The organism is Marinobacter sp. JSM 1782161 (assembly GCF_011421605.1).
GTDB classification, from domain to species: Bacteria; Pseudomonadota; Gammaproteobacteria; order Pseudomonadales; family Oleiphilaceae; genus Marinobacter_A; species Marinobacter_A bohaiensis.
Genome location: NZ_WSSA01000006.1, coordinates 179,150 through 189,097 on the forward strand (window position 1 = coordinate 179,150; position 9,948 = coordinate 189,097).

At 59.8% G+C, this 9,948-nt stretch carries 8 protein-coding genes, 4 tRNA genes and 1 rRNA gene; all 13 read right to left on the reverse strand.

Annotated features, from left to right (window positions below):
- Positions 1 to 18: 18 nt before the first annotated feature.
- A complete protein-coding gene (tuf, locus tag GQB00_RS21125; RefSeq protein ID WP_111498314.1) occupies positions 19 to 1,215 on the reverse strand; it encodes an elongation factor Tu in 1,197 nt (398 codons plus the stop codon).
- Between the two features lie 53 nt (positions 1,216 to 1,268).
- Positions 1,269 to 1,344 (reverse strand) — tRNA-Thr (locus GQB00_RS21130).
- Positions 1,345 to 1,365: 21 nt separating this feature from the next.
- A tRNA-Gly gene (locus tag GQB00_RS21135) sits at positions 1,366 to 1,440 on the reverse strand.
- 10 nt (positions 1,441 to 1,450) lie between these two features.
- Positions 1,451 to 1,534 (reverse strand) — tRNA-Tyr (locus GQB00_RS21140).
- 42 nt (positions 1,535 to 1,576) lie between these two features.
- Positions 1,577 to 1,652 (reverse strand) — tRNA-Thr (locus tag GQB00_RS21145).
- Between the two features lie 31 nt (positions 1,653 to 1,683).
- Complete coding sequence (locus tag GQB00_RS21150) at positions 1,684 to 2,442, reverse strand: SPOR domain-containing protein (protein ID WP_165857703.1); 759 nt, start codon at positions 2,440 to 2,442, stop codon at positions 1,684 to 1,686.
- Positions 2,439 to 3,170 carry a type III pantothenate kinase gene (locus GQB00_RS21155; RefSeq protein ID WP_111498325.1) on the reverse strand — a complete coding sequence of 244 codons (732 nt, stop codon included), beginning with the start codon at positions 3,168 to 3,170 and terminating at the stop codon, positions 2,439 to 2,441. The genes GQB00_RS21150 and GQB00_RS21155 overlap by 4 nt, the downstream gene beginning before the upstream one ends.
- Positions 3,167 to 4,135, reverse strand: a complete 969-nt coding sequence (gene birA / locus GQB00_RS21160) for a bifunctional biotin--[acetyl-CoA-carboxylase] ligase/biotin operon repressor BirA (protein WP_207950900.1) — start codon at positions 4,133 to 4,135, stop codon at positions 3,167 to 3,169. The genes GQB00_RS21155 and birA overlap by 4 nt, the downstream gene beginning before the upstream one ends.
- A 108-nt stretch (positions 4,136 to 4,243) precedes the next feature.
- Complete coding sequence (locus GQB00_RS21165) at positions 4,244 to 6,634, reverse strand: DUF6160 family protein (protein WP_228276974.1); 2,391 nt, start codon at positions 6,632 to 6,634, stop codon at positions 4,244 to 4,246.
- A 29-nt stretch (positions 6,635 to 6,663) separates the two neighbouring features.
- Positions 6,664 to 7,140, reverse strand: coding sequence for a hypothetical protein (locus GQB00_RS21170; RefSeq protein ID WP_416234174.1), 477 nt, complete (start codon positions 7,138 to 7,140; stop codon positions 6,664 to 6,666).
- A gap of 89 nt (positions 7,141 to 7,229) precedes the next feature.
- Positions 7,230 to 8,276 (reverse strand): hypothetical protein, encoded by a 1,047-nt coding sequence (locus tag GQB00_RS21175; protein ID WP_228276975.1) that lies wholly within the window; start codon positions 8,274 to 8,276, stop codon positions 7,230 to 7,232.
- 21 nt (positions 8,277 to 8,297) lie between these two features.
- Positions 8,298 to 9,485, reverse strand: coding sequence for a hypothetical protein (locus GQB00_RS21180; protein WP_165857706.1), 1,188 nt, complete (start codon positions 9,483 to 9,485; stop codon positions 8,298 to 8,300).
- Positions 9,486 to 9,839: 354 nt separating this feature from the next.
- Positions 9,840 to 9,948 (reverse strand): 5S ribosomal RNA (gene rrf / locus GQB00_RS21185); the annotation flags it as partial.

A 9,948-nucleotide genomic window follows, 5' to 3' on the forward strand; every position in this document is an offset into this window, starting at 1 on the left:
CCTAAACTTGCCTGGTGCTTATTCAATAATCTTGGCTACAACACCGGCGCCAACGGTACGGCCGCCTTCACGAATCGCGAAGCGCAGACCTTCTTCCATGGCGATCGGAGCAATCAGAGTGGCAACCAGCTTGACGTTATCACCCGGCATAACCATCTCTACACCTTCCGGCAGTTCGCAGGAACCGGTCACGTCAGTCGTACGGAAGTAGAACTGCGGACGGTAACCTTTGAAGAACGGGGTGTGACGACCACCCTCTTCCTTGCTCAGAACGTAAACTTCTGACTCGAACTTGGTGTGCGGGGTAATGGAACCCGGCACCGCCAGAACCTGACCACGCTCAACGTCGTCACGCTTGGTACCACGCAGCAGAACACCCACGTTCTCGCCGGCACGACCTTCGTCGAGCAGCTTGCGGAACATCTCAACGCCGGTACAGGTGGTCTTGGTGGTGTCGCGAATACCCACGATTTCCACTTCGTCACCGACCTTGATCACGCCGCGCTCAACACGACCGGTCACAACGGTACCACGACCGGAGATGGAGAAGACGTCCTCGATCGGCATCAGGAACGGCTGATCGATCGCACGCTCCGGCTCAGGGATGTACTCGTCCAGGGCTTCTACCAGCTTCTTAACAGCGGTAGTACCCATTTCGTTGTCATCCTTGCCTTCCAGCGCCATCAGCGCGGAACCGGTGACGATCGGAGTGTCGTCGCCCGGGAAGTCGTACTGGCTCAGCAGGTCGCGAACTTCCATCTCGACCAGCTCCAGCAGCTCTTCGTCATCGACCATGTCCGCCTTGTTCAGGAACACAACGATGAACGGAACGCCCACCTGACGAGACAGCAGGATGTGCTCGCGAGTCTGCGGCATCGGGCCGTCAGCTGCGGAGCAAACCAGGATCGCGCCGTCCATCTGCGCCGCACCGGTGATCATGTTCTTCACGTAGTCGGCGTGGCCCGGGCAGTCAACGTGTGCGTAGTGACGCGTCGGGGAATCGTACTCAACGTGAGAGGTCGCGATGGTGATACCACGCGCCTTCTCTTCCGGTGCGTTATCGATCTGGTCGAAAGCACTTGCAGAACCGGTACCCCATACTTCGTGACACACACGAGTCAGAGCGGCTGTCAGCGTGGTCTTACCATGGTCAACGTGACCAATGGTGCCCACGTTCACGTGCGGTTTACTACGCTCAAATTTTTCTTTAGACATTCGACCTATCCCCCTAATCAACTCTCATCGAGCGACGTTGACCGGATAAATAATGGAGCTCATGGGCGGATTTGAACCGCCGACCTCATCCTTACCAAGGATGTGCTCTACCGACTGAGCTACATGAGCATACTGCTTCACTTTCCAAATTGGAGCGGGCAGCGGGAATCGAACCCGCGTCATCAGCTTGGAAGGCTGAGGTAATAGCCACTATACGATGCCCGCGAGCAATTAGTGGTGGAGGGGGCAGGATTCGAACCTGCGAAGCTTTCGCGTCAGATTTACAGTCTGATCCCTTTGGCCACTCGGGAACCCCTCCAAATTTACACGCCCGCAGCGCGCAAACTCAAAAAGCAAAAAGTGGAGCTGGCGGACGGAATCGAACCCCCGACCTGCTGATTACAAGTCAGCTGCTCTACCAACTGAGCTACGCCAGCTCACATTCGCCTCATCAGCGAGGCCGGTATACTACGGATTTTTATTGGGTGATGCAACACCTTCACAAACAGCTTTTTCACCCAATTCCGAATCACCGGATACTCGCTCGGCTGCCCGTGCGATCTGCTCTAGATCCTGGCCCGGACTGGCCTCAAAAACGAGCGCGTAGCTTATCTGATTTCGGTCCACGTTGACCAGTACCGTTTCAATATTTTTCATCTGAAATCTGGCATTTAGGTCAGATGCCAGGGTTTCGGACTCAAACAGCCCCAGGGATATGGCATTGCGGTACTCGCCCTCGGTAACGAGATAGCTGTCGACACCGCCGCGCTGAAGCTCCTCCAGTCGCTGCAAGGCTGCATCCCGGCCCGGCAGGGGCGGTATCAGGACCCAGTGATAGGGGGAAGACACCTCACGCTGCGGCTCAACCCGAATGCCCTCGTCATCCAGGTTCAACCCTTTCGCAAACGCCCGGGCGTCCGCCCTGCTTTCAAACCCGGGAACCGTGAAGCAATGTCGATCCTCAGCATGCGCGCCCGAATCGCCGTCCGAGGCTAATGTCTCCCGCGGCACCTCTGGCTTTACCGCCTCGACGGGCGCCGCTTTCAACCGGGGCTTGTCACCCGACGGATTCGCCTCAGGTGAGCTCGATGCCAACTTAAGATCGCCGACCCGGGGCAGTTTGCCCTCTGCCCCCGCCACATCCAAGGCGCCGGGAGGACTCCACTCCACAGCGGCCAGGACCAATAGTCCATTCACCAGAAGCAGGGCGACGATCAGCCACTTCATGACCGCATTCCCGCTCGGGCGACGCATTCAAGCCCATCAAGCACCAGTGACGGCCGCCACTGAGCCTGCAATCCGAGTTGCAAAAGCGCCTCAGCGTCGCCACCGGTGACGAAGATCCGCTCAAGGCGATGCTGCTCTCGCAGCTTGTCGATTCGCTCAATGACACCGGTCCACAACCAGCTGAGCCCATTGCGCACACAGGCATCGGTACTCTGGCCGGGAGAGGTATCGAGGGACAGGGCGTCGCCGAAGCTGACACGAGCGGTCTTGTCCTCGAGGGATTCACGCATCAAACGCTGGCCGGGCAGGATAAAGCCGCCGAGATGTCCCCCTCCGGCATCCACCAGGTCGATGGTCAGAGCGCTCCCGGCATCCACCACCATCAGCGGCTCCCGCGCGGCCTGCCAGGCACCGATCATAGCGTGCCAGCGATCCGCACCCATTGTCTCGGGACGGGCGTAGGCACAACGGACGCCGCACTCGGACACCCGGGGCCAGTAAAAGGCGGGAGCGACACCGAATTGGTCACGGAGCTTGCGAGACAGAGTTTCACGAGCCGCTTCGGAAATGACAGTGGAAACGGCAATCGCGTCAATGGGGTGGCCTGAAAGGGAACCGAACAGCCCGCCGTCACCCATAGGACCAGCACCGTCAAGGTATTGCCCATCGTCGGAACGTGCACGCCACTTGATCCGACTGTTGCCGGCGTCAACCAACAGATAGCTCATACCCGGCGCCGCAAACTGAGTTCGCCGGCTCGCAGCGGCTTGTGCCGCCCGTCGATATCGAGAAGATAGGCACCGCTCGCGTCAATACCCGCACCTAAACCTTCATCTCCGTCAGGCTCTGTGCGCAACCGTTGACCGAAGAAAGCATCACGACTCTGCCACTGATCGCGCCAGGCAGCGAAGCCACTGCTCTCGAAGCTGTCGAGTACATCGAGGGTTTCGCGAATCACCGCGGCAACCACATCGTTACGATGCCACTCTACGTCGGGCGCAGCCCCGTCCAGGCTGATCCATGGCTGATCGATGGTCTGTTCCCGGTCCGACATGTGGGTATTGATGCCAATGCCAATGATCACGCCGGCCGCACCTTCCAACTCACCCTGAAGCTCGATCAGGATGCCGGCCAGCTTGCGGTTGTCGACCAACACATCATTAGGCCACTTCAGCGCGGCACGTTCGAGCCCCAGCGACTCAAGGGCCCGGGCGACGGCGACACCGACCACCAGGCTCAGGCCTTCCAGAGCCGCAAAGCCACCCTGCAGACGTAACGCCATACTCAAGTAGACATTCTCGCCCGGCGGGCTGGACCACGGCCGCCCCCGCCGCCCCCGACCCTGCTCCTGGCGATCGGCCAGGCAGGCGCGCACCGACTTGCCAGGCAGATCAGCGCCCTGCATCAGGTAGGCATTGGTGGAGTCGATGGTGTCGAACACATCCAGGTGAAGAGCCTGCCGGTGACGATCGGGCAGCTGTGTGACGATACGCTCCGCATCGAGCAGATCGATGCGATCGGTCAGCCGGTACCCCTTTCCACGCAGCCGTTCTACGCCAACCCCCTGCTCCATCAACCGGTTCAGTTGTTTCCAGACAGCGGTACGGCTAACACCCAGCGCCTGGGCCAGATCTTCACCGGAATGCCATTCCCCATCGGCCAGAATGGAAAGCAGCGGTTTTTCTTTCATCATCTATACACTCGCCAGCCAGATCGCGGGACAATGGCCGGATTAAACAACAGCCACGCCCAAAAGACAAAACAGCGAGCATCATACTGATTCGGAACCGCAAGCGCCGCCCTACTGGATCGGAGTTGCGGTCAGGTTCGCACGCAGATCCAGGTTCTGCAGCCTGACGCCATGGATGGCGGTGGCTGCGCCCCCGGCGGGATGGACCAGATCGATCCGTTCGATGGCCAGCTCCTTGAATCGCGAATGCGCCTGGACGGCAAAACCCAGGGGCCGATCAGCCTGTTCTTCACTGGAGGGCGAAGCCACATAGCGGTAGCCCGCCGCGGCACCGGCATCCATGATCTTCTCATCTCCGCGATTGCCGACAACGCCGTTGCTATCGACGCCGTCGTCCTTCTTCACGACGCGGGTCCGGTATATGTCCACAGAGAGATCCGTCCGGATACCGTAAAGGTTATCTTCCTGCCCGTCCCCGTCGCTATCAACGCCGTCACTGGTATGAATGTCGTCGAGGACCAGTTGCGTGCCGGTACCGTTCACCGGGCCATTTGCGCCCTCGCTACGGTGGGTCTCCCAGGTAATCGCGTTGCGCCGATTATTGCTCACTGCGCGGGCGTAAATCTGTTTCAGCGCTACGGTCACCCCTTCATCACCCCGGGCCTCCCAATGGCCGCCACTGGCCGAGCATGATGTTGCATCCACGCCGGAGCCGCCGACACACACGTTGCCCGCGCCGCCCGCCGAGAGGGTCATGGCGCTGCCCTGCTCATAGTTCTGCACTACGATCCGTCCAAAGCTGGCACCGTCGTTTTTGTCGCCAACCCGCAGGTTACCGATATCCATCGCGCCCCAGGCCTCCCCTTTCACAATAGCCAGGCCGTCCGCCGTTACATCCACCGTCATGTCTCGCAGGTGGCCGTCATAGCTCAACTGGGTAGCCCACAGCCCCTGCTGGGGCACGACACCGTTTCCTTCGTCATAAGGAGCCGCGATCAGGGCTGCACGGCCGTTGCGGATCTGGATATCGGAGTTGATCGTCAGCCCCTCGCCCGAGGCACCACCCGGCCCGATCGTCAGGTGGCCATCCACCTCGAAGTCATAGGCCGGAAAAACACCCAGCGCCAGTAGCAACTCAGTGCCACCTTGCAGGGGCGCATCGTCGCCCCCCACACGCAATCCGTTGAGGCGATAGCCTCCGTCAACACCTTCGAACCCTAAACGAATGCCGTCGTAAAAGGCCGTGCCATTGATGGTTTCGTCGCGCGTGACGTTGACGGTGATATCCCCCTGCCCCCAGGACTGCAATCCGCTGAACCGGACCGTATTACCGTCTTCGGTGTAGGCCAGGCTGGCGTCGGCCAGACTCCACTGCGTGGCCAGACGCAGCCCCTGGGGACCGGCATCCTCATGGCCGCCGCCTTGCAGGTAAACGGCGTTGGTGTATGACCGCCCCCCGATGGTCTGATCCGCAAACAGGAACTGCAGATTGACCTGCCCGAGGTTGGCAGCAGCGTTACCAAGTTCCAGACGCTGAATGGCCAGGTCGCCCCGCAGCTGATCGACGGTCAGCGCCAGGGACGGCCGCCCCTGCCAGTCCGGAGCGACGTCGAAGGCCAGGTTGTCGATGCTGTAGGCTCCACTGATCCCCAGCAGGGCCAACTCGTAGCCGTCATCGCTGTAGATAAAATCGGCGCTGTTGACTGTCGTCTGACTGTCGATGCGGAAGCCTTCCGCACCAAATCGCCCACCCGCCGTGAGGCTTGTCTCAGTGGCGAGATCATAGCTGCCGGCCAGGGAACCGTAACTGGGAAGCCATTCGCCACTGGAGGCATCCACGCTGACGCCGTGGTTTAACGGGTTGCCGCTAAAACGGATCGCATCGACGCTGTAGGCGCCCACGACCGACGGCGACGCCAGGCGCAGTGACGAGTCGACGACATCCAGGGTGGAACCCGGCGCCTCGACCTGCATGGCGACACCGTCGAGGAAAATCTCGTTACCGTTGGTGCGATAACCCAGACGTCCGTTATTCAGTTCATAGGCCACATCAAAACGGTATCCGGCCTCGCCCAGGGCGCCGCCCGGTGACAGCCGCAGGTTACCGTCCAGATCGTGGTCGAAGAAGATGCCGCCCATGCTGGTGCCGGCTGCCCCGTCGAGTCGTATATCGGCAAATTCGATTCGACGATCACGGACCTGGTACTCAAGATTCAAACCGGCGTCCGGCAAAACATCCACCGTGTAGATCTGCCGCGCATGGCCCTCGGGGTCTGAGGCCGAGCCGATCCTCAAGCCCTCCAGGTGGATGCCATTGCCGTCATCAGAGTAGGACAACCGGTTGGCCTCGGCGGCCAGGTCCAGTTCCATGGTGATGCCCGACTGCCCCTGAATGCCGGCAAGATCCGCGTCATTGAGACGCTGTAGCTCGGCCTCAAGCACCCCCGGCGAAAGCGCCAGAATCGAACAAAGGCATCGCTGGCTCATGTGCCGCACATTCATGGCATCACTCCCACTGATCATTGTTCCGCTTACGGATTGCCCGAGGGAAACACGAGCAGGTTACCTTCCAGTACCACGTCGCCCTGCATCTCGATGGCGAAGATATCGGTTTGCTGAAACCCCGGATCCGTCGGTCGCGCCGTGCTGCTGGTCGCCACCTTGAAGTTGACGGCGTCGTACCGAACCACATTGGGCAGCCCCACTTCGAGAACATCGCCGTTGAACAGCGCTCCGTCGCCCCCGAAGCCGGAATCAACGTGCCGCACGCGCAACGTCAGACCCTCGAACGCAAACATACCGCGGAAGTCGTCGAGAACCATCCACCCGCCACCCTGTTTCAGTTGATAGGCCAACCGTGCGCCGCAACGCTTCTCCGCCTCGGAACAACTGCCAAAGTAGGTGTTCTGGATGGGGCCGCCATCTTCGTTAATGCTGATATCCCCGGACAGATAGATGCCGCCGCGGCCGGACACGCCGGCCAGCGCCTGGTCGTTCAGTTGCTTCATTTCCGCCCCGGCGTTCATGGCGAATACCGCAAGCCCCGGAAGCGCCATCCCCACCAGCCATCCGCTTCGGATCATCCGTCGAATCCCTCTCATGGCGCCAGGTCCTTCGTCCTGATCTTCAGATGCTGGATCAACATGCCTTTGATCTGGCCCGATCCGAAATCGCGGTCGCCAACGGTCAGGTTGCCGATGGTGACGCTGCTGCGGTATTCAGGATTGGTGTAGTAGCCCTCGTAGTAGTCCCAGGCAGCGCCATCGCTGCTCGCCCGCAATCCATCGGAACCGATTTCCCCGGCGAGCGGTTGCCGGATGCGGTCGACTTCGAGCACGAAATTACCCGAGCCATCCACATCCAGGTACATGGGCTGCAGCGCATTGCCCAGGGCAAGCTCGAGAGCGAAATGACGCATCAGGATACGAGATCCACACACGGCGGTATCCTGGTCACAGGCGTTGATGGACAATTCCGGCGTATAGAAATTCAGTTTGAACTGTCCAACCAGCTGGTTACGCTCGTCATCGCCCCATAAGCGTATGACGCTGCCGTCTATGACGGCACTCTGGGCGTGGACATTAATGTTGGCGGATGCCTGCTCGCCGACAGTGAAGTTCAGCTGAAGGCCGATATCCGGGCGCTCCCCCTGGGGCAGATCGGCAGTGGCCGGCCGGCTGGCACAGGTGCCGCTACCGGCGCCCGCGGAAGCGCTCATGCAGTCGTACCCCTCGGCGTTCGCCATTTTGCGGGGCGCCGCGAACTCAAGCACCGCCTTGTCCGGCACACCGATATCGTCGCCATCGACCACATCGATTCGATACGGATTGATCAGCCGCCCGAGATTGACCGGCTCCAACGTTCCACCGTAATTGCTTCCGGCAGCCGCGATATACAGCTTGTTGACGATGATCTCGACGTCTTCGCCCTGGGAACTCTTGATGCCCCCGATGCGAAAAATCTGGCCGTTCTCGATATCCGTCCCGTGCGCAAACTTGAAGTCCTCCAACACCAGCCCCATTCCCGCGCCGTCGACCTCGGAGAGCTCAGCGTCGGACAGATCCCGCAAATCGGCCAGGGCGTCCCCTGCCAGGACGGCCAGGAGCGCGGCACACAGTAATTGGGAGATCCTGTTACACATCATGCCCTAACCTCCTTGGCCGATTCAGAACAGCCCCACGCCGCGATCGATGTATTCGCGGCGCTGCCCTTCAATACCGGTCAACGCCTCTTCGAGATTGACGGTCACCGCACCGTTGGGAATATTGAAGAACGCACCGGCCGTGGCCTTGATAAAGTCTTCCGGTGACGGGTTGGATTTGGCGACATCCGCCAGGTACTCGAGATCCCTGGTCTGGAACGAAATGAACGCACCGTCCTTCGCATCCACAATCTGGCGCTGGCCGTTAATCTCCTCGATCTCCCCCACCGGCATACTGTTGTAAATGCCGAGGTCAAAGCAGGCTTCAATGCCCAGCACTTCACACTGCTGGGCGACCACCACCACATCGCACCCACCCAGCAATGAGCAGTTCTCCGTGTACAGCTCGGAGCTGAGCGTTGGGGAAATGATGTCGATCAGCCCGGCCACCAGGAAATTCACGTCTTCGAGAATGAATCTCTCACCGTTGGGCACCCCGATATACTCGGAACGAATCGGGTCGAGCGCCCCGTAATGGGCACGGTCCGGGTCGCCCTGCACCAGCTGCGCCTTGGTTTTCAGCGGACTGCCGCCGGCCAGGACAGGCGTCAGGTATCCCACCAGCTGGTCAAACAGGTTGCCGTTCGAGTCCGCGGCCTGGAGCCCTTCGCCCTGATCGAGAATATCGATATTGATGCTGCCGGTAAGCGCCTGAATCTGCCCGGACAGCACGCCCTGGGCTTCCCCAAAACCGAAACGGAAGCCAACGATCTCCTCCGTGGATTCGTCGTAGGCAAATTCCAGGTACGGATTTGATATCTGGAACGGGACTATTTCCCCTTGCCGGTAGCTGCTGCCATCGGCCTTCACCTGACGAGCGGCGTCCGGATTGCGCTGGAAGTACTCGGCATCGTAGATGTAACCGAGAGAAAAATTATCGATCAGAATGTCAGACGTGCCCACGGCCTCGCCCTCACGCTCATACCGACCAAGCTCGAACGTGTCGACGTTGGTCTGTAGCTCGATATCCATTCCCAGGTTCACCCGCGTGTAGGAGGTGGCGTTATCGGCAGCCGGGTGTAGCTGTCGGTCAACCGAGATGAACGCCTGACCGGTGATTTGCGACATCGCGTGATCACTGATCGGCATCAGTTCAGCTTTCAGCGACGCCGCCGCAAGGCAAAATGCGATCGCACAGAGTGTTCTGGACATACTGACATCTCATCCCTCGACGCGTTGTTCTTCCTGGGCGCCGTTATCAGTGGTTTTGAGCATGAGTGTCTCTGATGGTATTTGTTATTTTTTGTGTCGTTTTAAGGCCATGGTAAAGAGAACAGCGGTGAGTCACTGTGCGCGCTGTCAAAGAATGGATATTTGAGGGGATTGTTGGACAGTTTTTAGGGAGCCGAGATGAGCCATGGGGCCTGGTAGGCTTTGGCGGGTTGCGCACCGCGTGTTGCTCGCGAGTGGGGACTGTTGGGCATTGGGTCTTGCCGATCGTAGGTCACTTTTGTGAGGCCAATAAAAAACCCCAGCACGTTGCCGTGTTGGGGTTTTGTATTAGGAGCCTGACGATGACCTACTCTCGCATGGGCCATGCCACACTACCATCGGCGCAGGTCCGTTTCACTTCTGAGTTCGGGATGGGATCAGGTGGTTCCGGACCGCTATGGTC

Bases quoted from the DNA above. Each gene is read 5' to 3' on its own strand.
- GQB00_RS21150 (WP_165857703.1), bottom strand. From the start codon at position 2,442: ATGAAGTGGCTGATCGTCGCCCTGCTTCTGGTGAATGGACTATTGGTC.
- GQB00_RS21155 (WP_111498325.1), bottom strand. From the start codon at position 3,170: ATGAGCTATCTGTTGGTTGACGCCGGCAACAGTCGGATCAAGTGGCGT.
- GQB00_RS21180 (WP_165857706.1), bottom strand. From the start codon at position 9,485: ATGTCCAGAACACTCTGTGCGATCGCATTTTGCCTTGCGGCGGCGTCG.
- GQB00_RS21165 (WP_228276974.1), bottom strand. From the start codon at position 6,634: ATGAATGTGCGGCACATGAGCCAGCGATGCCTTTGTTCGATTCTGGCG.
- birA (WP_207950900.1), bottom strand. From the start codon at position 4,135: ATGATGAAAGAAAAACCGCTGCTTTCCATTCTGGCCGATGGGGAATGG.
- tuf (WP_111498314.1), bottom strand. From the start codon at position 1,215: ATGTCTAAAGAAAAATTTGAGCGTAGTAAACCGCACGTGAACGTGGGC.
- GQB00_RS21170 (WP_416234174.1), bottom strand. From the start codon at position 7,140: ATGAAGCAACTGAACGACCAGGCGCTGGCCGGCGTGTCCGGCCGCGGC.
- GQB00_RS21175 (WP_228276975.1), bottom strand. From the start codon at position 8,276: ATGATGTGTAACAGGATCTCCCAATTACTGTGTGCCGCGCTCCTGGCC.